The sequence below is a fragment of the Curtobacterium sp. LFS084 genome, from assembly GCF_047977705.1.
In the GTDB taxonomy this organism is placed as follows: domain Bacteria; phylum Actinomycetota; class Actinomycetes; order Actinomycetales; family Microbacteriaceae; genus Curtobacterium.
The window spans coordinates 19,030-41,940 of sequence record NZ_JBFPFM010000008.1 but is presented as its reverse complement, the minus strand read 5'-3'; the positions used below and the strand labels follow the sequence as shown (position 1 = coordinate 41,940).

The 22,911-nt window shown below is 69.1% G+C and carries 22 protein-coding genes; 20 read left to right on the top strand and 2 right to left on the bottom strand.

Annotated elements, in window-relative coordinates; all coding sequences use genetic code 11:
* Positions 1 to 396: a VOC family protein gene (locus tag ACNQOV_RS06955; RefSeq protein WP_022906901.1), complete on the bottom strand. Its 396-nt coding sequence runs from the start codon at positions 394 to 396 to the stop codon at positions 1 to 3.
* 78 nt (positions 397 to 474) lie between these two features.
* Between ACNQOV_RS06955 and ACNQOV_RS06950 the strand changes: the two genes are divergently transcribed.
* The 20 genes from ACNQOV_RS06950 to ACNQOV_RS06855 all read left to right on the top strand — a co-directional run bounded on the left by ACNQOV_RS06950 (position 475) and on the right by ACNQOV_RS06855 (position 22,164).
* A complete protein-coding gene (locus ACNQOV_RS06950; RefSeq protein WP_416393924.1) occupies positions 475 to 1,497 on the top strand; it encodes a GNAT family N-acetyltransferase in 1,023 nt (340 codons plus the stop codon).
* 208 nt (positions 1,498 to 1,705) lie between these two features.
* Positions 1,706 to 3,376 (top strand): GspE/PulE family protein, encoded by a 1,671-nt coding sequence (locus ACNQOV_RS06945; RefSeq protein WP_416393923.1) that lies wholly within the window; start codon positions 1,706 to 1,708, stop codon positions 3,374 to 3,376.
* A gap of 16 nt (positions 3,377 to 3,392) precedes the next feature.
* On the top strand, positions 3,393 to 5,063 hold the full coding sequence (locus tag ACNQOV_RS06940) for a PilT/PilU family type 4a pilus ATPase (protein WP_416393922.1): 1,671 nt from the start codon (positions 3,393 to 3,395) through the stop codon (positions 5,061 to 5,063).
* Positions 5,063 to 6,286 (top strand): type II secretion system F family protein, encoded by a 1,224-nt coding sequence (locus ACNQOV_RS06935; protein ID WP_022906897.1) that lies wholly within the window; start codon positions 5,063 to 5,065, stop codon positions 6,284 to 6,286. The genes ACNQOV_RS06940 and ACNQOV_RS06935 overlap by 1 nt, the downstream gene beginning before the upstream one ends.
* A gap of 193 nt (positions 6,287 to 6,479) precedes the next feature.
* Entirely contained in the window at positions 6,480 to 6,929 is a 450-nt protein-coding gene (locus tag ACNQOV_RS06930; protein ID WP_416393921.1) for a type II secretion system protein, read from the top strand.
* Between the two features lie 80 nt (positions 6,930 to 7,009).
* Entirely contained in the window at positions 7,010 to 8,473 is a 1,464-nt protein-coding gene (locus tag ACNQOV_RS06925; RefSeq protein ID WP_416393919.1) for a prepilin-type N-terminal cleavage/methylation domain-containing protein, read from the top strand.
* Positions 8,470 to 9,174, top strand: coding sequence for a PulJ/GspJ family protein (locus ACNQOV_RS06920; RefSeq protein ID WP_022906894.1), 705 nt, complete (start codon positions 8,470 to 8,472; stop codon positions 9,172 to 9,174). The genes ACNQOV_RS06925 and ACNQOV_RS06920 overlap by 4 nt, the downstream gene beginning before the upstream one ends.
* A gap of 47 nt (positions 9,175 to 9,221) precedes the next feature.
* Positions 9,222 to 11,051, top strand: coding sequence for a hypothetical protein (locus tag ACNQOV_RS06915; protein WP_416393918.1), 1,830 nt, complete (start codon positions 9,222 to 9,224; stop codon positions 11,049 to 11,051).
* Positions 11,042 to 11,893: a prepilin peptidase gene (locus tag ACNQOV_RS06910; RefSeq protein ID WP_416393917.1), complete on the top strand. Its 852-nt coding sequence runs from the start codon at positions 11,042 to 11,044 to the stop codon at positions 11,891 to 11,893. Before ACNQOV_RS06915 ends, ACNQOV_RS06910 begins: the two co-directional genes overlap by 10 nt.
* A 36-nt stretch (positions 11,894 to 11,929) precedes the next feature.
* The gene (gene pilM / locus ACNQOV_RS06905) at positions 11,930 to 12,982 is read left to right on the top strand and encodes a type IV pilus assembly protein PilM (RefSeq protein WP_416393916.1); all 1,053 of its coding nucleotides are present in this window, start codon (positions 11,930 to 11,932) and stop codon (positions 12,980 to 12,982) included.
* Positions 12,979 to 13,713, top strand: coding sequence for a hypothetical protein (locus ACNQOV_RS06900; protein WP_416393915.1), 735 nt, complete (start codon positions 12,979 to 12,981; stop codon positions 13,711 to 13,713). Before pilM ends, ACNQOV_RS06900 begins: the two co-directional genes overlap by 4 nt.
* Entirely contained in the window at positions 13,710 to 14,423 is a 714-nt protein-coding gene (locus ACNQOV_RS06895) for a hypothetical protein (RefSeq protein WP_416393913.1), read from the top strand. The genes ACNQOV_RS06900 and ACNQOV_RS06895 overlap by 4 nt, the downstream gene beginning before the upstream one ends.
* Positions 14,369 to 15,286 (top strand): CBU_0592 family membrane protein, encoded by a 918-nt coding sequence (locus ACNQOV_RS06890; RefSeq protein ID WP_416393911.1) that lies wholly within the window; start codon positions 14,369 to 14,371, stop codon positions 15,284 to 15,286. Before ACNQOV_RS06895 ends, ACNQOV_RS06890 begins: the two co-directional genes overlap by 55 nt.
* A gap of 25 nt (positions 15,287 to 15,311) precedes the next feature.
* On the top strand, positions 15,312 to 15,770 hold the full coding sequence (locus ACNQOV_RS06885) for a DUF6121 family protein (RefSeq protein ID WP_022906887.1): 459 nt from the start codon (positions 15,312 to 15,314) through the stop codon (positions 15,768 to 15,770).
* Between the two features lie 34 nt (positions 15,771 to 15,804).
* On the top strand, positions 15,805 to 16,953 hold the full coding sequence (locus ACNQOV_RS06880; RefSeq protein WP_416393909.1) for a hypothetical protein: 1,149 nt from the start codon (positions 15,805 to 15,807) through the stop codon (positions 16,951 to 16,953).
* Positions 16,954 to 17,367: 414 nt separating this feature from the next.
* The gene (gene rpsL, locus ACNQOV_RS06875) at positions 17,368 to 17,736 is read left to right on the top strand and encodes a 30S ribosomal protein S12 (protein ID WP_017885540.1); all 369 of its coding nucleotides are present in this window, start codon (positions 17,368 to 17,370) and stop codon (positions 17,734 to 17,736) included.
* Positions 17,737 to 17,740: 4 nt separating this feature from the next.
* A complete protein-coding gene (gene rpsG / locus ACNQOV_RS06870; RefSeq protein WP_022903294.1) occupies positions 17,741 to 18,211 on the top strand; it encodes a 30S ribosomal protein S7 in 471 nt (156 codons plus the stop codon).
* An 87-nt stretch (positions 18,212 to 18,298) separates the two neighbouring features.
* The gene (gene fusA, locus ACNQOV_RS06865) at positions 18,299 to 20,413 is read left to right on the top strand and encodes an elongation factor G (protein ID WP_022906885.1); all 2,115 of its coding nucleotides are present in this window, start codon (positions 18,299 to 18,301) and stop codon (positions 20,411 to 20,413) included.
* 133 nt (positions 20,414 to 20,546) lie between these two features.
* A complete protein-coding gene (gene tuf, locus ACNQOV_RS06860) occupies positions 20,547 to 21,734 on the top strand; it encodes an elongation factor Tu (protein WP_022906884.1) in 1,188 nt (395 codons plus the stop codon).
* Between the two features lie 172 nt (positions 21,735 to 21,906).
* Positions 21,907 to 22,164, top strand: coding sequence for an antitoxin (locus ACNQOV_RS06855; RefSeq protein ID WP_416393906.1), 258 nt, complete (start codon positions 21,907 to 21,909; stop codon positions 22,162 to 22,164).
* A 62-nt stretch (positions 22,165 to 22,226) separates the two neighbouring features.
* Here the strand turns inward: ACNQOV_RS06855 and ACNQOV_RS06850 are convergent, their stop codons facing one another.
* Positions 22,227 to 22,814, bottom strand: coding sequence for a GNAT family N-acetyltransferase (locus tag ACNQOV_RS06850; protein ID WP_416393904.1), 588 nt, complete (start codon positions 22,812 to 22,814; stop codon positions 22,227 to 22,229).
* Between the last annotated feature and the right edge of the window lie 97 nt (positions 22,815 to 22,911).

Below are 22,911 nucleotides of genomic sequence, written 5' to 3'. Positions count from 1 at the left end.
TCAGACCGCGCGGTCCGCCCCGTTGTCGCGACCGGAACCGCGGCCGGTCTCGTCGACGAGGGAGAACAGGCTGAGGACGTTGCCGTCGGGGTCGCGGACGTCGAACCAGTCCACGGCACCGTCGACGCACTCCACCGGGCCGATGTCGATGCCGAGCGCGCCGATGCGCGCGTGCTGTGCGGCGACGTCGTCGACGCCGAAGCGGACGCTGACCGGGTTCTCCTCGGCGTCGGGGTCCTCGTAGAGCTGGATCCAGATGCCGCCGACCTCGTACTCGGCGATGCCCTCGTCGGGCTCGAGGTCCGGTTCGGCGCGTTCGAACACGGCGCCGTACCAGAGGCAGGACGCCTCGATGTCGGTGACGGGCAGCCCCACGGTCACACTCGTGATGTCCATGACTCATCTTGTCCCGCACGGGGCCGCACGTCGAGGACTTTCCGCCGCCGGTTCCGCGACTCCTGGCAGGCTGGGCGGATGGCAACGCTGCGCGAACGGATCACCGCCCCGGCCCACCTCGAGCTCCCGGTCCCGATCGCCGGGCTGACCTTCCGAGCGGCGACCCGTGACGACCTGCCCGCGGTGCACGGTGTCGCGGTGGCGGCGGCTGCGGTCGACGACCCCCACGCTCGTCCCTCCACAGCGAGCCTCGAGCGGACGTTCTCCACGGAGGGGCTCGACCTCGAGCGCGACACGCTCGTCGGCATCGATCCTGGTGGGCATGTGCAGGCCTACGGCATCGTCATCGACGTCCCCTCCCGGGTCACCGCTGCTCGGGTGGTGCTCGAGGGTGCGGTCCATCCGGTGCTCCGCGACCGGGGGATCGGCCGACGGGTGCTCGCGTGGCTCGTCGGACGCGCCCGGCAGCACCTCGCCGCGCTCGATCTCGACCTGCCGGCGACGATCTCGATCGGCGCGCCGCAGGGGTCCGGCGCCCTCCGGCTGGCGGCCCGCGCAGGGCTCGAGCCGGTCCGGCACTGGGTCGACATGCAGGTCGTGTTCGACGAGCGCGGCGACGTGGAGCTCCCGTCGATGCCCGTCGGGTACTGGCTCCGCCCGATCACGCCCGACGACATCGAGCCGCTCCGGCACGCGAAGAACGACGCCTTCCGCGACCACTGGGGATCGCAGCCGATGGTCGCGTCCGACTGGCACGGGTTCCTCACGGCACCGATCGCCCGGCTCGACCTCGGCCGGGTCGTCGTCGACCCCGTCGGCACGATCGTGGCGTTCGCCCTCGTCGAGGTGGACCCGGACGGGTTCGCAGCGCGCGGCCGGTCGTACGGCTACGTGCACTGGGTCGGCGTCGTCCGCGGCGCCCGGGGCACGGGGCTGGCGCCGATCGTCCTCGACGCCGCGCTGCGGGGCATGCAGGGCGACGGACTCGACGCCGCGGTCCTGCACGTCGACGCCGAGAACCCGAGCGGCGCGGGCCGGATCTACGAGCGGCTCGGCTTCGTCGCCGGACCCGTGCACGTCACCGCGTCGACGTCCCTCTGACGGGGGTCGCCCGCGCCGACCGTCCGATGCGGTGCATGCATCTCGATACCCGCGGGTACCCCTGCACTGGGGCCACGGGAAACCCCCTCGCCCCCTCGTTGTGGGACTGCGGCGGCCGATCCGTGCCGACGTAGCGTGGTCGGGCGCCGAACCCCACCGGCGCTCGTCCCCACGACCCGCGCGCGACCCGAAGGAGGCTCCGCAGCTCATGGCCACGCTGTCCGAGATCCTCATCCTCAACGGAGCCCTCCCGATCGAGCACCTCGACTCGATGACCGGCGACGAGGAGATCGACGACCGGTCGATCCGCTCGCTCGTCGACCAGGGCCTCGTCAGCGAGGCGCAGTACATCACCGCCCGTGCCGCGTCGAACAACTCCAAGACCGTCCCGCTGACGGACTACCCCGTCGACGGCACCGCGGTGTCGATGCTCCCCGCGGCGCTCTGCCGTCGGCACGGGGTGCTCGGCGTCGGGTTCGAGGGCGAGGTCCTCGTGCTCGCGATGGTGAACCCGACGAACGTCCTCGCGATCGACGACGCCCGGACCGCCTCCGGTCGCCCCGTGAAGCCGCTGCAGGTCGAGGAACGCGACCTCGCCGCCGCGCTCGACCGCTACCTGCGTGCCGACGACGAGCTGAACGACCTGACCTCCTCGCTCGAGGAAGAGGCGTCGGCGCAGACGCAGCAGCAGGTCGACCTGACCGACGGCGCCCTCGACGACGTCCCGATCGTCCGGTTCGTGAACCTCCTCGTCTCCCAGGCCATCCAGGACCACGCGTCCGACATCCACATCGAGCCCGGCGAGCACGAGGTCCGCGTCCGGTACCGCATCGACGGTGTGCTCCACGAGATGGCGCCGGCGCCGAAGAACATCCAGAACGGCGTCATCAGCCGGCTCAAGATCATGAGCGACATCGACATCGCCGAGCGTCGGAAGCCGCAGGACGGCCGCATGTCGGTGCGGCACGGCGGTCGGCAGATCGACCTCCGCGTCGCGACCCTCCCCACCGTCTGGGGCGAGAAGGTCGTCATGCGGATCCTCGACAACACGAACACGTCGATGTCCCTCAAGGACCTCAACCTGCTCGAGCAGAACTTCCAGGCGTACCAGCGGTCCTACTCGAAGCCCTACGGGATGATCCTCGTCACCGGGCCGACCGGGTCCGGCAAGTCGACGACGCTCTACACGACCCTGAACGCCGTCGCTCGTCCCGAGATCAACGTCATCACCGTCGAGGACCCGGTCGAGTACCGGATGGCCGGCATCAACCAGGTGCAGGTCAACCCGAAGGCGGGCCTGACGTTCGCGTCGGCCCTGCGGTCGATCCTCCGGTCGGACCCCGACGTCGTGCTCCTCGGCGAGATCCGTGACCACGAGACCGCGCAGATCGCGATCGAGGCCTCGCTCACCGGCCACCTCGTGCTGTCCACGCTGCACACGAACGACGCCCCGTCCGCGGTGACACGGCTCACCGAGATGGACATCGAGCCGTTCCTCGTCGGGTCCGCCCTCGACTCCGTGGTCGCCCAGCGTCTGGCGCGCCGGCTCTGCGACCGCTGCAAGGCGCCCGCGCAGTACACGACGGCACAGCTCGTGGCGCTCGGTTTCGTCGCGGACCAGGACGCCGCCGTGCCGGAGTTCTTCGGCCCGGTCGGCTGCGCCGTCTGCTCGAACACCGGGTACCGCGGCCGCATCGCCCTGCACGAGGTCATGACGGTGACCGAGGAGATCGAGCGCCTCGCCGTGTCGCGCGCCTCGAGCGCCGAGATCGGCCGCGTCGCCCAGCAGCAGGGCATGCTCACCCTCCGCCAGGACGGGTGGGAGAAGGTCAAGCTCGGCATGACGAGCATCGACGAGATCCTGCGCGTGGTCGCGTAGGCGTGGGAGTGGGACGATGACCGATTCCGTCTACGACATCTCCGTGCCCGGCGACGAGCCGGTCGCCGGATGGCACCCGGGACGCCCCGGCACCGAGGTCGGCGGGCGCCGGGCCGCACGGCTCGCGGCCGCAGCGGCCCAGCAGCCGACGTCGCCGGCCGTGGAGGCGCAGCCCGCCCCCGCCGCGGCCGCGCCGGTCTACGACCTGTCGGGTGACACCGCGTGGCCGGCGCCGTCCGCGACCGCGCCGGGCACCGCGTCCGGACCGCAGCCGTCCGTCGCGAGCGGGTCCTGGCCGGCGCCGTCCGGCGACCCCGTCGCCGTGCCGGTCGCGCAGCCGCACACCCGGCCCGCGACGCCGTCCGCAGCCGTCCCGCCGTCGACCGCGTCCTACGGGTACGCCGACGCGGCGACGCAGCACCTGCCGGTCGTGCCCGCCGAACCGACCACGATCCTCCCGACCGTCGCCACCACGGCCACCCGCGTGCCGGCGCCCGCCGGGCACGACGAGATCAACTTCACCCGCCACGCGCGCGAGGTCGCAGACCCCGACCTCATCACCGCGCTCGCCCAGGTCGTCTACCAGGGCGCGTCGGACCTGCACCTCACCGCCGACGCCGCACCCACCGTGCGCGTCGACGGCTCCCTGCGTCCCGCCGTCCCGGGTGGCCCCTGGGCCCGGAACAAGGTGATCGCCGCACTCAAGACCCTGCTCTCGGTCGAGCAGGCCGGACAGTTCGACCACGAGCAGGAACTCGACTTCGCCTACTCGCTGTCCCCCGAGTACCGCTTCCGCGTGAACTACTACCAGCAGCGCGGCAACTGGGGCGCGGCGTTCCGCATCATCCCTACGAAGATCAAGACCCTCAAGCAGCTCGGGATCCCCGAGCACGTGGGGGAGTTCGCCAAGCTGCCGCGCGGACTCGTGCTCGTCACCGGGCCGACCGGATCCGGCAAGTCGACCACCCTCGCCGCGCTCATCGACCTCGTCAACGAGACCCGTGCCGACCACATCGTCACGGTCGAGGACCCGATCGAGTTCATGCACGACCACAAGAAGGCGATCATCAACCAGCGCGAGGTCGGCGCGGACACCCACTCGTTCGCCGCCGCCCTGAAGCACGTGCTGCGGCAGGACCCCGACGTCATCCTCATCGGCGAGCTCCGCGACCTCGAGACGATCTCCGTCGCCCTCACCGCCGCCGAGACCGGACACCTCGTCTTCGCCACCCTGCACACCCAGAGCGCACCGGGCACGATCGACCGTGTCATCGACGTCTTCCCGCCGCACCAGCAGGGACAGATCCGGACCCAGCTCGCCTCGACGCTCGAAGGCGTCGTCTGCCAGACCCTCGTGCCGAAGGCCAACGGCGCCGGCCGGGTCGTCGCCACCGAGATCATGAAGACCACCCCGGCCATCGGGAACCTCGTGCGCGAGGGCAAGACCTACCAGATCACCTCCGCCATGCAGGCCGGACGCGACATGGGCATGCACACGATGGACCAGGACCTCGCCGAACTCGTCAACGTCGGCACCGTCACGCGTGCCGCCGCGATGGAGAAGGTCCACGACCACGAGGGCTTCGACCGCCTCGTGCAGCGCGTCGAGTCCCCGTCCGACTCCTCCGCCGCCGCGATCGCCGCATCCGAGATCGACTTCGGCGACAAGTACTCAGGAGGCCACTGATGTCGCTCGCCTACGACTACCGGGGGCGCGACGGCGCCGGCAAGCTCGTGAAGGGGCGGCTCGACGCGTCCTCCGAAGGAGCGGTCGTCCAGCGCCTGCGGGGCATGGGGGTCTCGCCGATCGCCATCACCGAGGCGAAGCCCGGCACCGGGTTGCAGACCGAGATCAAGATCCCCGGGTTCGAGAAGGGCGTGGGGCTGAAGGACCTGGCGATCATGTCGCGGCAGGCGTCGACCATGCTGACCTCGGGCCTCTCGCTGCTCCGGGCGCTGTCGATCCTGGCCGACCAGACGGAGAACAAGAAGCTGAAGGTCATCCTCGGCAAGGTCCGCGACGACGTCGAGCGCGGTGTCTCGTTCTCGGAGGCCGTGGCGAAGTACCCGGTCGACTTCCCGCCGATCATGATCAACATGATCCGGGCCGGCGAGACCGGTGGCTTCCTCGACCAGGCGATGGACTCCATCGCCACGAACTTCGAGAAGGAGCACAAGCTCCGGTCCACCATCAAGTCGGCGATGACCTACCCCGTGGTCGTGCTCGTGATGTCGCTGCTCGCGGTCGTCATCATGCTCATCTTCATCGTGCCGATCTTCCAGGACATGTTCTCGAGCCTCGGTGGGAAGCTGCCCGTGCCGACGCAGATCCTCGTGTCGATGTCCCACGCGATGCGCTGGCTCGGCCCGGTCCTCGCCGTCGCCGTCGTGGTGGGGTGGCTCTGGTACCGCGCGAACAAGAACACCGATCGCTTCCGGGCGTTCCGCGACCCGTTGATGATGCGGCTACCCGTCTTCGGTCCGCTCACGAAGAAGATCGTCATCGCCCGGTTCGCGCGCAATTTCTCGAACATGATCGGTGCCGGCGTGCCCATTCTTCAGGCATTGCAGATCGTCGGTGAAGTGTCGAACAACTTCGTCGTGCAGAAAGCCCTCGAGCGCGTTGGTGAAAGCGTTCGAAAAGGTGAGTCGATTTCTGCTCCACTCGCGAAGGAAAAAGTGTTCCCGAGCATGGTCTCGCAGATGATGGCCGTCGGCGAGGATGCCGGATCCCTCGAGGTCATGCTCGAGAAGATCGCGATCTTCTACGACGCCGAGGTCGAGGCGACGACCGAGTCCCTGACTGCGCTGATCGAGCCGTTGCTCATCGCGTTCCTGGGCGTCGTGGTCGGCGGGATGATCATCGCGCTCTACCTGCCGATCTTCGAGATCACGTCCCTGGTCAAGTAGGAACCAGTTTCCGCTACCCCTCGTGCGGGGGCGGGAATGCCCTCGCTGCCCCCGGGAGTGGGGGTATTTCCTTGCCCCCTTGCCCCCCGTTCTCGGGATTATGCCCGGAATTGGCCCTGAATACTCTTGTCAGCGGCGGCCGAGCAAGCCCCGAACAATCTTCCGATCGCATTCCCGAAAGAATGGAACAACCATGTACTTCGCGCTCATGGGCAAGCTCGACGCTCGCCGCAAGGGACTCCTCGCCGAGGACGAGAAGGGCTTCACGCTCATCGAGCTCCTCGTCGTCGTGATCATCATCGGCATCCTCGCCGCGATCGCCATCCCGGTCTACCTGAACGTCCAGAACAACGCGAAGGACTCTGCGGCGAAGAGCGACCTCGCGAACGCGAAGACCGCGGTCATCGCCTACCAGACCGAGAAGGGCGCGCTGCCGGACGGTTCCACGACCGGCCAGAAGTTCCTCGCCTCGACGACCGAGCTCGGCAAGTACGGCCTCACGGTCAGCGACGGCACGTCGGGCCTCGGGTACAAGACGGCGCCTGCAGCGGGCGCTTCAACCTTCTGCATCCAGGAGACGTCGTCCGCGAGCAACACCTTCAGCATCACGGAGTCGGCGTCGGTCAAGACCGGCGGTTGCTGATCCAGCTGATCGTCTGAAGGGCGGTCCGTCGAAGGACGGACCGCCCTTTCGCTCACCCGAACACCGACCAGGAGGTGACCATGATCCAACGACTGCGGAACGTCCTCAGCCCGCGCGACGAGCGCGACGCCGAGGCCGGCTTCTCGATCATCGAGGTCATGGTCGCGATGATGGTGTTCGCGGTGATGTCGGTGGGCATCGCCTACGGCATCGCCAACACCCTGCAGCTCACCCAGACGACACGTGGTCGAGAGACCGCGGTCGCACTCGCGTCGCAGGACATCGACACCCTCCGGCAGACCGCTGCGGCGTCGACCGGGGGGATCTTCAACGTGGTCAGCAAGGCGGGGGCCGACAACACGAAGACGGTCGGCAACGTCGAGTACAAGATCGACCGGTCGGTCTCGTGGGTGCAGAGCGACGGTGCGACCGGTGCGTGCGGGTCGTCGACCGGAAAGCTCGCGTACAAGAGCGTCGTCGAGACCGTGAGCTGGCCCAGCCCGCGCAGCGGCGGGACGAGCTCCACCTCGGTGACCTCGGCCATCGCGCCGAGCGACGCCGTGACCGATCCCGGCTACGGCACGCTCATCATCTCGGTCGCCACGGCGTCCGGCGCCCCGAACCCGGGCGTCGGGATCACCGTCACCCCGGTGTCCGGCGGCGGCGGTGCGGCGCTCACGACGCCGGTCCAGCCGACCGACGCGCAGGGCTGCTCCTACGCGGTCAACGTCGCCCCCGGGGACTACACCGTCTCGGCGAACACCACCGGCGGCATCGACACGGGCCAGGCGCAGCCGTCATCGCAGTCGCCGATCACCGTCTCCGCCGGCGCGAGCTCGCCGGTCCCGTTCGTCTACGACCGTGCGAGCCAGCTGACGCTGCAGTACGCCAAGGACTACAACGCAACGCTCCCCACGAACATGGTGACGGTGCTGTCCTCGACGGTCGGCGGTCTCGACACGATGAAGCCGTGGGACGTCACGAGCACTTCCCTCGTCGTCACGTCGGCGTCCACGCCGAGCATGCCCGTGTTCCCCTTCACCTCGGGCTACACGGTGTACGCGGGCCCCTACTCGAACAGCCCGGCGTCGTCGTCGAGCTGCCTCAGCCCGAACCCGGCGGCCTGGTCCACCCCGAACCCCTCGGGAGCGATCGGTGTGGCACCCCGATCGGTCGCGACCTCACCGGGGACGGCATCCTCCGCCTCCGTGATGATGGGCGTCGCGACGGTGAAGGGCGTCAAGGGTCGCTACGTCACCGCGGTGTCGTCCTCGAGTCCCGCGGCCGGCGACCCGGGGTGCTCCGCCGGAATGACGATGAAGTTCCCGGTGTCGGCGGCCGACACGGCGACCATCGCCCTGCCGTTCGGCACGTGGACCCTCTACTCCGGGACGACGTTCGGCGCGACGACCAAGAACGAGATCGCCTCGAACGCCTCGAACGTGAAGGCCGTCACGAGCGGCAGCGTCAACCAGAAGACCGCGCTCGTGGTCATCAGCTACGACAACACCCTCACGCTCGATCCGAGAGGACAGACGTCGTGACCCGGGTCCTCCGCCGACTGCACTCCGACGAGTCCGGCGTCTCGCTGTCCGAGCTGCTCGTCGCGATGAGCGTGGCGATGATCATCCTCGTCGCCGTCGGCGGCTTCTTCACCGCCACGCTCCGGGCCGGTTCGACGAACACGACGTCCGACCAGAACGCACGGTCGGCCTCCATCGTGATGAACTCGATGACCCGCTACGTCCATGCCGCGAGCCTGCTGCCGAAGTCGGACGGCAGCTACGCGGCGGCGTTGACCGAAGCCGGGCCGACCCGGACGACCTTCTTCGCCTACATCAACCTCGACGGCAACAGCACCGACAAACCCGTGCAGATCCGCTACTCGCTGAACGCGGCGAAACGGATCGTCCTCGACCAGTGGGACGGCACCGCCAACAACGGCTTCTGGACCTTCCCCGCGACCACCCAGACGCCCACCCGCAGCACCGTCGTCGGCGGTCCGATCGCATCGCCCACGGTCGACGGTGATCCGCTGTTCGAGTACCTGGGTGCCAACGGCGGACCGATCGCGACGCAGGCCGACGGCACGCTCGCCACCACCCAGCTCGGCAACGTGCGGGCCGTCCGTGTGAACCTCGAGCTCGGCTCGTCGACGGCGGGTCTGTCCGGCAACACCCACATCCAGAACACCCTCTACCTCTTCAACGTGGTCTACGGGACGAGCACCGGAGGGACCCCGTGAGGCGCATCCGTGCACTGCTGGACCGGGCGGATCGTGACGAACGCGGGATGATCCTCGGCAACGTGCTCATCTTCGGCACCGTCATGATGCTGCTGGTCGCGACGATGATCGCCGTCTCGACGTCCGGCGCCGTGAAGTCCGCGACCGACCGCAACTTCCAGAACGCCATCGCTGCCGCGTACGCGGGGCTGGCGGACTACCAGTCGAAGCTCTCGAACGACAACGGGTACGCGCTCTACGGCAACGGCGATGCGCAGTTCAGCAAGGACAGCGGCTCGAGCTTCACCGGTCTGAACGGCAACGACGCGTTCTCGACGTGGGCGAAGGTGGTCGGCTCGACGGACCAGTGGTACCGGTACGAGGTCGACAACTCGAACTACTCGGCGAAGGGCGTCCTCAAGGTCCGGGTGACCGGCAAGTCCGGCGGCAGCGTGCGGTCCCTGGTGGCCAACCTCAAGGGCGACGGGTTCATCAACTACCTGTACTTCACCAACTACGAGTCGTCGAACCCGGCGATCACCGGCAGCACCTGCACCACGATGTACCAGTGGCAGAGCGGATCGAAGTGCCAGGCCGTCCAGTTCGCCGGGACCGACGTCCTGAACGGGCCGATCCGCACGAACGACGTGTTCACCGCCGCGTGCTCCACCGTGTTCAACGGGACCGTCGAACAGCACGACACGACCGTCCGCCCGTCCAGCGGTTCGTGCAGCGGTGTCTTCAACGGCGGTGCGGCGACGGCGGTGCCGTACCTCGGCCTCCCCGCGCTGAACTCGAACATGTCCCAGGAGACCCGGACGGACCTCCCGACCTCCGTGCCGCGTCCGGGGTGCCTGTACACGGGCCCCACCAGGGTGTCGTTCCTCGGCAACGGCAAGATGACCGTCTGGTCGCCGTGGTCCAAGGCGACCCAGATCCGGGTGATCGCATCGACCGGTGAGGTCAAGGAGACGACCGACGTCGCGAAGGCCGCCGCACTGTGCGGGACCGTGTCGGACCTGCAGAGCGCCGCCGGGGCGACCATCCCGACCCTGCCGGCGAACCTCATGTACGTGCAGGACGTGCCGACGGCCAGCAACGACGTCAACTCCTGGGCCGCGAACACGTACCCCTCGAAGTACACGAACACGTACTGCACGACGACGGTCACCGTGCGCTCGAACGGGACGTCGACGACCACGGCGAACCAGCCCTTCAGCAACGGGCAGGGCTTCCCGGCAGCGGGCGAGTGGATCAACGGCGGGTCCACCGGCTCGTACTCGCAGACGGGTTCGGCGTCCGACACCTACAGCTGCTCGGCGGGGGACGTGTTCGTCAGCGGAGCGTTCAGCGGTGCGATGACCATCGCGTCGTCCGGCACCATCTGGGTCACGGACGACGTCACCTACGTCAGTGCGACGAACGACATCCTCGGTCTGGTGGGTCAGAACGCCGTCGAGGTGTACAACCCCGCGCGCTGCACCTCGTACCCGACCGTCTACCAGCGCGGTGTCGGCTACGTCACCGACACCACGCGCTGCAACTCGAGCGGGGTCGGACTTCTCAACCGCTCCGGTGGGAACTCGCTCACGATCAGTGCGGCGATCGCGAGCAACGCCGGGACCTTCTGGAACCAGAACTACGACATCGGGTCGAAGTTGGGCGTGCTCAAGGTCATCGGCTCGATCGCGCAGAACTGGCGCGGGCCCGTCGCGACCACGGGCGGCACGGGCTTCTCGAAGAACTACGTCTACGACCAGCGCCTGCTGACCACGGCGCCGCCGAAGTTCCTGCAGCCCGTCTCGACCTCCTACGGGGTCACCACGCAGGTCGAAGTGCAGGCGGCGTTCAAGCCGGACGGCTCGTGCGCGACCACCAGCACAGGGGCGTGCAGGTGAACGGCGTGCGCGAGCTGCTGCCGGTCGTCGTCGTCCTCGCCGGTGTCCTCGGGCTGCTCGTCGGCTCGTTCCTGAACGTCGTCGTCCACCGCGTCCCCGCGGGTCTCTCCGTGGTGTCCCCGCCGAGCGCGTGCCCCGGGTGCGGACACGGGATCCGTCGTCGGGACAACGTGCCGGTGCTGTCCTGGCTGCTCCTCCGCGGCCGGTGCCGTGACTGCGCGGAGCCGATCTCGCCCCGGTACCCGATCGTCGAGCTCGCGACCGCACTCCTGTTCGTGGTCGTCGCGGCGGTCGCGGTGTCCGGCCCGGTGGTGATCGGCACGATCCCCGTCCCGGCCGCCCAGGCGGTGCTCCTCGCGGCGCTGCTGTACCTCATGGCGATCTCCGTCGCCCTCGCACTGATCGACATCGAGACGCACACCCTGCCGAACGCGATCGTCTACCCGTCCGCCGTGGTCCTCGCCGCCCTGCTGGTCGTCGCCTCCGTGCTGAGCGGTGACTTCGGCGCCCTCGGCCGGGCCGGCATCGGGGCGGTCGTCCTGGGCGGTGCGTACCTCACGCTGGCGCTCGCCGTCCCGGGCGGGATGGGACTCGGCGACGTCAAACTCGCGGTCGTCCTCGGACTCGTCCTCGCGTACCTCGGATGGGGACCCCTCGCAGTGGGTGCTTTCGGTGCCTTCGTCGTCGGAGGTACCGTCGCGATCGCGCTGGTCCTCACCCGGCGCGCCAGGTGGCGTGGCGGCGTGCCGTTCGGCCCGGCGATGTTGGCCGGTGCCTGGATCGGCATCGTCTTCGGCCACGGCGTCTGGACCGCCTACCTCGGGGTCCTCGGACTCGCCTGACACCTCCTCCGACCACTCCTCGACGAAAGCAGCATCATGGGCAAGAGCATCGTGGGCATCGACATCGCGGGATCCTCGATCCGCGCGGTCGAGGTCGCGAACGCCGACCGCGCACGCCCGACCGTCCTGCGGTTCGCCGAGGTCCCGACGCCGCCCGACGCCGTCAGCCGCGGGGAGGTGCTCGAGCCGAACACGGTCGCGTCGGCGCTGCGCTCGCTGTGGTCGATCGGGCGGTTCCGTTCGCGTGACGTCGTGCTCGGCATGGGCAACCAACGCGTCCTGTCCCGCGACCTCACCGTCCCCGCGGCGCCGCTCGCCCAGATCCGCGAGAGCCTGCCGTTCCAGGTCCAGGACATGCTCCCGGTCCCGGTCGGTGACGCGATCCTCGACTTCTACCCGACCGCCGAGGCGACGGGCGAGAACGGACCCGTCGTGCACGGTCTGCTCGTCGCGGCGATCAAGGACGCCGTCCTCGCGAACGTCAAGGCCGCACAGCTGGCGGGCCTGAACCCGGTCGGCGTCGACCTCATCCCGTTCGCCCTGACCCGGGTGCTCGTCGGACGACCCGGGCTGCTCGGCACCACGGCGCTCGTCCAGCTCGGGGCGGACACCACGACCGTGGTCCTCGTGACCGACGGCGTCCCCCAGTTCGTGCGGATCATCCCGACGGGCGGGAACGACGTCACGAAGACGCTCGCCGCCGCGCTCGACATCGAGTTCGGACAGGCCGAGGTCGTGAAGCGGCACCTGGGCATCGGTGGGGACGCGCGCACGCCTGACGACGTGCGTGCCGTGACGGTGATCACCGACGCCGTCACCGAGCTCATCTCGAGCCTGCGCAACACCATCAGCTACTTCGTCAACACGCGCCCTGGTGACCGCGTCGAGCGCATCGTCCTGGTCGGTGGTGGGGCTCGCCTCGCCGGACTGCCGGAGGCGCTCGCCGCACACACGCACCTCCCCGTCCAACGCGGCTCCGCGTTCACCGGCGCCGACCTCGCGCGGTCGATCCCGGTGCAGGACGTGACCGACCACGAAGACGCGATCGCCGTCGCCTACGGGCTGGCAGTGGGGAGCCGAGCAGCATGACCGCCACGGACATCCGGGCCACGGTGCCCGACGAGGCCGGCGGAGCCGGACGCGGCAGCACCGCACGCGGTGGTCGGCCTTCGGTCGCCTCGATCGCGGGCCGCGAGCCTCGGGTCGACCTCCTGCCGCCCGAGGTGCACGCCGAACGGCGCGAGCGGGCGATCGCCCGGCGGGCCTGGCTCGGCGTGATCGTCGCCGCCGCGGTCGCCGCCCTGGCCACGGGGGGTGCCTACGTCCACCAGCTCGAGACCGCGCAGTCGTACCTGTCCGCCCAGAACGAGACGACCTCGCTCCTGCAGCAGCAGCAGCGCTACTCCGAGGTCCGCTCGGTCGAGAACGACACGGCCCTGCTCGAAGCTGCACAGTCGGTCGGTGGCTCCACCGAGATCGACTGGAGCTCGACGCTCGCGCAGCTGAAGTCGGTGCTCCCCGCCGGCGTCTCGATCACGGCGATGACGATCGACTCCGCCGACGCCACCGAGTCGTTCGCGCAGTCCACGGTCCCGTTGCAGGGATCGCGCGCGGCGACGATGCAGTTGACGATCCAGAGCCCGGGCATCCCGTCGGTCCCCGACTGGACCGCACGGCTCTCGCAACTCCGCGGGTACGTCGACTCGACGATCACCTCGGTCTCGCTCGAAGAGGACACCGGCCAGTACTCGGCGACCATCCAGGCACACCTCGGCGCGAAGGCGTTCGACGGCAAGTACACGAAGGACGGATCGAAGTGAACAAGAACCGTCTCTCCTTCATCATCGCCCTCGCAGCGACGCTGGTCGTCCTCGCGGGTGGGTGGTTCCTCGGCGCGCAGCCACAGCTGGCGCAGGCGTCCGACAACACCGCGCAGCAAGCCGACATCGACGCGACGAACGCGAAGAACCGCGCCGAGCTCCGCCGACTCGAGACGGCGTACACCTCGCTCGACGCGACCAAGGCCGAACTCGCCGATCTGCGCGCCTCGGTCCCTGCATCGACCGACACCGCCTCGCTCCTCGACCAGTTCAACGGTGCCGGCGCCGCGAGTGGGGTCACGGTCACGTCGATCACCATCGGGGACCCGAAGGCGTACACGCCGGTGACCTCGGCTGCGTCGGCGACGGCGTCCGCGACCGCCGCTCCGTCGGCCTCCCCCTCGGCGTCGTCCACGGCTTCGCCCGCGTCCGCACCGACGGCAGCGGCGACGCCCGACGCTCCCGCCCCGCACAGCGACGCACAGATCACGGCTTCGAACTTCGTGGTCGTGCCCGTGACCGTGGCGGTCAAGGGTTCCTACGACCAGGCGATCGGCTTCACGAAGGCCGTGCAGAACGGCGATCGGCTGTTCCTCGTGAACGGTCTCGCCGCGACGAGCTCGGAGTCCGGCGGCGATCCGATGACGGACCAGTCGTGGTCGCTGTCGGGCTACGTCTACGTGCTCGCAGACCCCGCCGCGACCAACTGAACCGACCCCCACCAACTGGGGTCCGACGCGCCACGCCGAACCCTCTTCCGTCCGGCCTCCGGCTGTGCCTACGATGCTCCCGAGCCCGCATTCGCGGCAGCTCGTCCCTCTCTCGAACGGCCGCTCGAAATGGCCGTTCCTCGTCGTGCCCGGAGTCGCGCGTGTTGGCTGGAATCGTGGAGTTCCTCGGTTGGTTCGGAGCTGTAACCGTTCTTGCAGGTTACTTACTCTTCTCGATGGGCAAGCTCCCGAACGGCCCGGTCTACCAGCTGTTCAACCTCGTGGGCGGGCTCGCCGTGGCGATCAACGTCGCCGCCCACCACGCGATCCCGTCCACGATCGTCAACGGCATCTGGGCGATCGTCGCCGTCGTCGTCCTGGTCAAGATGGCGCGGGCCGAGCGGGCTGCGAAGCGCGGCGCTCCGGCGACCGAGGCGCCGGTGCTCCGCACCGAACCGCCGGCGACCACGGCGGTCCTGCCGATCGTCGGGCCGGCACTGCGTGGCCACGAGGCGGAGGCGACGCTCCCCGTGACACCCGCGCCGCGCCTCCAGGACGCCCCGCCGGCGACTGCCGACACGACCACGACCGCCGACCGGACCGCGGTGACGGCCTTCGCGGCCACCGAGCCCGCGGCGCCGACCGCCGCCGCACCGATGACGGAGTCCATCCCGGTGATCACCGCGACCATCGCGCTGGCCCTGGTCGCTGCGGCGCAGGACCACGCGGAGCAGCAGGACCCGGCGGCGCAGGACCACGCGGAGCAACGGGACCCGGCGGCGCAGGGTCACGCGGACCACGCGGACCACGCCGCGCTCCCGCACGTCGACGAGCCGCAGCACGCAGCCAGCGCCAGCATCTGAGGCCCGCCAGCGATACGATCACCGCATGTCCCGGTGGTTGATCGCGACGATGACGTCGATCCTGTTCATCGCGCTCGTCATCGCGGTGACCGGCTTCGAGGCGCTCCTCGCCGACGTCGAGGTCATCTCCCAGCCCGACGCCACGCCGTACCTCGGCCCCGCGATGGTGCTCGGCGGTGCGGTGGTGGTGTTCCTCGCCACGGCGGTCGGCTCCCGCGAGGGCAACCCGGGCGTCACGGGCCTCGTGGCCGCGGCGACGAGCTACCTCGTGATGCTCGGCGTCGGTGCGGTCGGGTACAGCCTGATCCGCTCCGACCTCACCGAGCTGGTGGTCTTCCCCGCGGGGTACGCGCTCGGTCCGTTCGTCGTCGGATCGGTCGTGGTGGCGCTGGTGTGCGTCGTCGGCGGGATCGCCGTGACACGGCACCAGTCGCGCTCGTCGGGGGTCCGCCCCGAGCCCGGCGATGACGGTGCCCGCCGGTAGTCTTCCAGCAGCACCAGAGGACGACGGGGGACCGATGACCGACCAGCAGCAGGCCGACGGATGGGGATCCGTCCCGGCAGTGGACTCGATCCGCGGCACGCAGGACGCACCGCCGGTGGGCGCGAGCGGACCGCAGCCGTTCCGGCGGGGCACGCCTCGGCGCCGACTCGATCGCGGACCGCTCATCGGCATCATCGCCGGCGGCGCCGCCGTCGTGCTCCTCCTCGTCGCCGGCGTGGTCGGCTACTCGGTCGGCACGTCGACGCACGCGCCCGACCGGCCGGTCCGCGCCTTCCTCGACGACCTCACCGCAGGCCGTGTCTCCGACGCGCTGGACGCCGCGGGCATCGACCACGACGAGCGCGACCTGCTCCTCACCGACGCCGCCTACGCGAAGGCGAAGGACCGCATCACCGGGTACCGGATCGCGGCCACGCGTGACGACGGCGACACCGCGACGGTCACGGCGTACCTGCGGCAGGCGGGCCGTGACGTGTCGTCCACCTTCACGCTCGACAAGACGGGTACCGAATGGGGCGTCTTCCCCGTCTGGGAGCTCGAGCCACCCCGTCTCGGCGCGGTGGACGTGAGCCTGCGCGGACCCACCGGGACGAAGGTCTCGGTCGCCGGGCAGTCCGTCGTGACGTCGAAGGACGGCACGGTGACCCTCACGGCGCTCCCCGGTTCGTACGACGTCGCGGTCGACGGCGGCAAGTGGTTCTCGGCGAAGGCGTCGACGGCGACGGTCACGGGCTTCGGGGGCACCGCCTCGAGTCCCGTCTCGATGACGACGGAGCTCACCTCGGCCGGCAAGCAGTCCGCCCAGGCAGCGGTCGACGCCTGGGTCGACGGCTGCATCGCGTCGACCGACGCCGCACCCGCCGGCTGCAGCTTCTACGCCTACGGTCAGGACGCCGCGTACACCTACTCGAACCAGAAGTGGACGCTGGACACCCGCCCGACGGTGTCGATCGGTGCGTGGGCGGCGAACGGGTGGCTCGTCACCACGACCAGCTTCGGCCGCGCGACGTTCACGGCGGACATCTCCGGCCCGGGTGGGGTCGGCACGGCCTCGGCCGGCCCGATGAACGTCAACGCCAGCGGGTACGTCACCGAGTTCACGGACGCGGGTGCGACGTTCCGGTCGGCGGTCGGCAACGGGTCGTCGGACACCGGTTCCTGACGCGCGCCCGGACGACGACGCGGTCCCGGCCCGTCCAGGAGGCGCGGTGCGGCCCCGCTGCGCCGGTCGCGGATGCCCGGGTGCACGTCACCGACCACCGCCACCGGTCCCGCCGGACCGGGCCGGCCGGAGCGCCCCGCGCCCAGCGTGACCACCCGCGTGACGGCTGTTCGCCCAGGGCACTCGTCACGCGCCTCCAGGGCGACGCGCCCGGATTGATTTCGCCGGGTTACGCGGGTAATCTCTTCCGGGTGTGCGCCTTCGGGCGTGCCCGAAAAGTCCGGTCCGACCAACGGTCGGCCGGGACACTCCGTCCCCCACTCGTCATCCGCCGTCAGGCGGTGATCAGCGTGGGACGAGGAAGCCGGCGGTCCGCGCCGGCCGGAGAACACGAGCGAAGAACCAGGAGAACAGTTGCCTACTATTCAGCAGCTGGTTCGCAAGGGTCGTACGCCCAAGGTCACCAAGACCAAGGCGCCCGCCCTGAAGGCGAACCCCCAGCAGCGTGGTGTGTGCACCCGCGTCTACACCACCACCCCGAAGAAGCCGAACTCGGCACTGCGCAAGGTCGCTCGTGTCAAGCTCTCGAACGGCACCGAGGTCACGGCCTACATCCCCGGTGAGGGCCACAACCTCCAGGAGCACTCGATGGTGCTCGTGCGCGGCGGTCGTGTGAAGGACCTCCCCGGTGTCCGCTACAAGATCATCCGCGGTGCGCTCGACACGCAGGCCGTGAAGAACCGTAAGCAGGCACGTAGCCGCTACGGCGCGAAGAAGGGTTGAGCCAATGCCTCGTAAGGGTCCCGCCCCCAAGCGTCCCGTCGTCGCAGACCCGGTCTACGGCGCACCGATCGTCTCGCAGCTCGTGAACAAGATCCTGCTCGACGGCAAGAAGGGCCTCGCCGAGCGCATCGTCTACGGTGCACTCGAAGGCGTTTCCGCCAAGAACCAGCAGGACGCCGTCGCGACGCTCAAGAAGGCGCTCGACAACGTCCGTCCGACCCTCGAGGTCCGCAGCCGCCGCGTCGGTGGCTCGACCTACCAGGTCCCGGTCGAGGTCAAGCCGCACCGCGCGAACACCCTCGCGCTCCGCTGGCTGACCTCGTACGCCAAGGCCCGTCGCGAGAAGACGATGACCGAGCGTCTCATGAACGAGATCCTCGACGCGTCGAACGGTCTCGGTGCCGCGGTCAAGCGCCGCGAGGACACGCACAAGATGGCCGAGTCGAACAAGGCCTTCGCCCACTACCGCTGGTAGTCCCGGCACCGTCCGTGCGCCGGTGGTCATGAACCCCGGCGCCCGGACGGACGCCAACCTCTCCTACAACTCTTCCGGAGGAACCCTGTGGCACAGGACGTGCTCACCGACCTGAACAAGGTCCGCAACATCGGCATCATGGCGCACATCGATGCCGGCAAGACCACGACGACCGAGCGCATCCTGTTCTACACGGGCATCACGCACAAGATCGGTGAGGTCCACGACGGCGCAGCCACGATGGACTGGATGGCGCAGGAGCAGGAGCGCGGCATCACGATCACGTCGGCCGCGACGACCTGCTTCTGGGACAACAACCAGATCAACATCATCGACACCCCCGGTCACGTGGACTTCACGGTCGAGGTGGAGCGTTCGCTCCGCGTCCTCGACGGTGCGGTCGCCGTGTTCGACGGCAAGGAGGGCGTCGAGCCCCAGTCCGAGACCGTGTGGCGTCAGGCCGACAAGTACGACGTCCCGCGCATCTGCTTCGTCAACAAGATGGACAAGCTGGGCGCCGACTTCTACTTCACGGTCGACACCATCGTCAACCGCCTCGGCGCGGAGCCCCTCGTGCTCCAGCTCCCGATCGGTGCCGAGAACGACTTCGTCGGCATCATCGACCTCATCGAGATGCACGCCAAGGTCTGGCCGGGCGACGCCAAGGGTGATGTCACCATGGGCGCCCAGTACGAGGTCCAGGAGATCCCCGCGGACCTCAAGGACCGCGCGGAGGAGTACCGCGCGAAGCTGATCGAGCGCGTCGCCGAGACCGACGACGCCCTGCTCGAGAAGTTCTTCGGTGGCGAGGAGCTCACCAAGGACGAGATCAAGGGCGCGATCCGCAAGCTCACGATCGCTTCCGAGGTCTACCCCGTCCTGTGCGGCTCGGCCTTCAAGAACCGCGGTGTCCAGCCGATGCTCGACGCCGTCATCGACTACCTCCCGTCCCCGCTCGACGTGCCGCCGATGATCGGCCACGACGTCAAGGACGAGGAGAAGGAGATCATCCGCAAGCCCGACGCGTCGGAGCCGTTCTCGGCCCTCGCGTTCAAGGTCGCGGTGCACCCCTTCTTCGGTCGTCTCACCTACGTCCGCGTCTACTCGGGCTCGATCGAGTCGGGTGCCCAGGTCATCAACTCGACCAAGGGCAAGAAGGAGCGCATCGGGAAGATCTTCCAGATGCACTCCAACAAGGAGAACCCGGTCGACAACGTGACCGCCGGCCACATCTACGCGGTCATCGGCCTCAAGGACACCACCACCGGTGACACCCTGTGCGACCCGACCAACCAGGTCGTCCTCGAGTCGATGACGTTCCCGGAGCCGGTCATCGAGGTCGCCATCGAGCCGAACACGAAGGCTGACCAGGAGAAGCTCTCCACGGCCATCCAGAAGCTCGCCGAAGAGGACCCGACGTTCCGCGTCGAGCTCAACGCCGAGACCGGTCAGACGACGATCAAGGGCATGGGCGAGCTCCACCTCGACATCCTCGTCGACCGCATGAAGCGCGAGTTCAAGGTCGAGGCGTCCGTCGGCAAGCCCCAGGTGGCCTACCGCGAAACCCTGACCAAGGTCGTCGAGCGCTACGACTACACGCACAAGAAGCAGACCGGTGGTTCCGGCCAGTTCGCGAAGGTGCAGATCGCCCTCGAGCCGATGGAAGTCACGGCCGAGAAGGTCTACGAGTTCGAGAACGCCGTCACCGGTGGTCGCGTCCCGCGTGAGTACATCCCGTCGGTCGACGCCGGTATCCAGGACGCCATGCAGGTCGGCATCCTGGCCGGGTACCCGACCGTCGGCGTGAAGGCCATCCTCAAGGACGGCGCGGCGCACGACGTCGACTCGTCCGAGATGGCGTTCAAGATCGCCGGTTCGATCGCCTACAAGGAAGCGGCCCGCAAGGCCGGTCCGGCGATCCTCGAGCCGATCATGGCCGTCGAGGTCCGCACTCCGGAGGAGTACATGGGCGACGTCATCGGTGACCTGAACTCCCGTCGTGGCCAGATCGCCTCGATGGAGGACGCCTCGGGCGTCAAGGTGGTCCGCGCGAGCGTGCCGCTGTCCGAGATGTTCGGCTACGTCGGCGACCTGCGGTCGAAGACCTCTGGTCGTGCGGTCTACTCGATGACCTTCGAGACCTACAGCCAGGTCCCGGCCAAGGTCGCCGAGGAGATCATCGCGAAGAACGCGGGGGAGTGACGCTCCAGCGTCACTCCACAGGCGGGGGTGCCCGGCGACGGGCCCCTCGCCACCAAGTACAGTAAAGACACACACTGCACGCCAACGGTTTCGAACCGGGGGCATGCTCTCCGAGTCCTGAGGAGGACCCACAGTGGCCAAGGCCAAGTTCGAGCGGACCAAGCCGCACGTCAACATCGGAACCATCGGTCACGTCGACCACGGCAAGACCACGCTCACGGCGGCGATCACCAAGGTTCTGCACGACCAGTACCCGGACCTCAACGAGGCCCGTGACTTCGCTCAGATCGACAACGCTCCCGAGGAGCGCGAGCGCGGCATCACGATCAACATCTCGCACGTCGAGTACCAGACCGACAAGCGCCACTACGCGCACGTCGACGCTCCGGGCCACGCCGACTACGTGAAGAACATGATCACGGGTGCGGCGCAGATGGACGGCGCGATCCTCGTGGTCGCCGCCACCGACGGTCCGATGCCCCAGACGCGTGAGCACGTGCTGCTCGCCCGCCAGGTCGGCGTCCCCTACATCGTCGTCGCGCTGAACAAGTCCGACATGGTGGACGACGAGGAGATCCTGGAGCTCGTCGAGCTCGAGGTCCGTGAGCTCCTCGGCTCGCAGGAGTTCGACGAGGACGCCCCCGTCGTGCAGGTCTCGGCGCTCAAGGCGCTCGAGGGCGACGACAAGTGGGTCAAGTCCGTCCAGGACCTGATGGCCGCCGTCGACGAGTCCGTTCCGGACCCGGTGCGCGCGACCGACCAGCCCTTCCTCATGCCGATCGAGGACGTCTTCACGATCACCGGTCGTGGCACGGTCGTCACCGGTCGTGTCGAGCGTGGCACGCTCGACCTGAACTCCGAGGTCGAGATCGTCGGCATCCGCCCGACGCAGAAGACCACGGTCACGGGCATCGAGATGTTCCGCAAGCTGCTCGACAAGGCCGAGGCTGGTGACAACACCGGTCTGCTCATCCGTGGCCTCAAGCGCGAGGACGTGGAGCGCGGCCAGGTCGTCGTGAAGCCGGGTTCGGTCACGCCGCACACCGAGTTCAAGGCGAACGCCTACATCCTGACCAAGGAAGAGGGCGGGCGTCACAACCCGTTCTACGCGAACTACCGTCCGCAGTTCTACTTCCGCACCACGGACGTCACCGGCGTCATCACGCTGCCCGAGGGCACCGAGATGGTCATGCCCGGCGACACCGTGTCGATGGCCGTCGAGCTGATCCAGCCGATCGCCATGGAGCCGGGTCTCCGTTTCGCCATCCGTGAGGGTGGTCGTACGGTCGGCGCCGGTACGGTCGAGGAGATCGTCAAGTAACTCCGGTTACCTGCGTCGAGCGGGGTCGGGCCTTCGGGCCCGGCCCCGCTCTGCTGTTCGCCGGGCGGCATCCGGCGGACAGACGGCCCGATTCGGAGCACGATGTGGGCCAAGCGGCCGGATCGACCGGCCACCGAGCGGCCGGGTCACCTCCGGTCGGCAGGGAGGCAGCATGGCCGGCTTCGACGACATCCAGAAGAACGTCTCCGCCAAGGCGGAGGAGGTCACCGATCGCGCGAAGGCGTTCGTGGACCAGAACAAGGACAAGATCGAGGAAGCCCTGAAGAGCGACAAGGCCGAGGAGGTCTCGGACAAGCTCATCCACGGGCTCGCCGACGGCCTGAAGAAGTTCACCGGCGGCAAGTTCGACGAGCAGATCGACAAGACCGCCGCGGACCTCGACGGCAAGATCGGCAACGACGGCGCGTAGGTCCGACGCTCCGGTCGGGACGGGAGGCGCGGCGCACGTCGTGCGCGGCGCCTCCGTCCACCTCAGGCCGGCTGCACCGCCCGCGTCACGACCCAGCGGTGCTTGCCGATCGCGCGGTCGCGGGTGAACCCGAAGCGCTCGAAGGTGGACAGCGCGCCGTGGAACAGGAACCCGGCCGGCACCGCCCCCGCGGGCTCCGGGTAGCCCTCCACGACACCCCCACCGGCGGCGGCGATGAGGTCGATCGCGCCACCGAGCGCCGCGGTCGCGACCCCCTGTCGTCGGTGCCCCGCTCGGACGTAGTTGCAGCCGATGCGCCAGTCGGGTCCCGCCCCGACGTGCGACCGTTCGTACTCGCGACGGTTCTTGATGCGCACGACCTCGGTGACCGGACCGAACTGGCACCACCCGACGCACCGGTCGTCGGCGAAGACCAACGCTGCGTGCGTGGTGCCGGCGAGGACCCGGGCGTACTTGCGCGCCCGGTTGCGGCCGGCGTCGCGTTCCGGCCCCTCGTCGTGGAAGCCGATGCAGAAGCACCCGCTCGGGAAGCCGTCGCTCGTGCTGCAGAGCTCCTCGAAGGCATCCCACGTCGACGGGTCGAGCGCACGCACGGTGTACGACGCCGGGGGTCGGGCAACGGTGGCCATGGCCGAAGCGTAGGCGCCCGGACGACTTCTCGGACTGGGCGGCACAGATGTCCCCACAAGGTGGGACGCCTTGTACCCCGGTCGGGGTGTTGTTGCG